1 protein-coding gene is annotated in these 545 nt (G+C 56.0%); it reads right to left on the reverse strand.

Translation table 11 applies throughout. The features are described from left to right. The coding region (locus PSEWESI4_RS24880) for an SEL1-like repeat protein (protein ID WP_187673927.1) at positions 1 to 472 on the reverse strand (472 nt) is incomplete at its 3' end. Between the last annotated feature and the right edge of the window lie 73 nt (positions 473 to 545).

The following is a 545-nucleotide window of genomic DNA, read 5'->3' on the forward strand; positions in this document are numbered from 1 at the left end:
GCTTGCTGGGGTCGGCATGTGACTCTTCCCATAGCCGCTCATAACAGACGGCGAGCTCGGGGTTTTTATCGACACCATACTTCCCCTCATTGAAGGTGGCATATAGCTTCCACAAGCTGTCGTTATGACCCAGCGCAGCAGCTTTCTGGAAATACAAAAGGGCAGTGTATGTGTCTTCCTCTGCAACCAGATACTCCATGCCCAATGAGTATCCTGCCTCTGGGAGTTCCTGCGACAGAGCACATTCGAGCATCTGCTTGCCAATGTTCTTTCCCCGAGTGCGTTCGGGCTCAGGTAGTCGAGCAAAGGCTCTTCGAAGCTCATCGCCGATAGCCCATTGTCCATACCGGTTACCAAGATCGGCGGCCCTGCGGAAATAACTTAGCGCCGCGACCTTATCCTGCTTTACCCCGATCCCTTGTTGCAGCATCACCCCCATCAGGTAGTAGGCATGCGGGGCTTTCAGTTGCATCGCCTTTTCCACCAGGTCCAGCGCCTTGCCTTCGTTCCTGGGGACGCCAGTGCCGTGGACGTACAGCCCGGCC

Source organism: Zestomonas carbonaria, assembly GCF_904061905.1.
Lineage (GTDB): Bacteria > Pseudomonadota > Gammaproteobacteria > Pseudomonadales > Pseudomonadaceae > Aquipseudomonas > Aquipseudomonas carbonaria.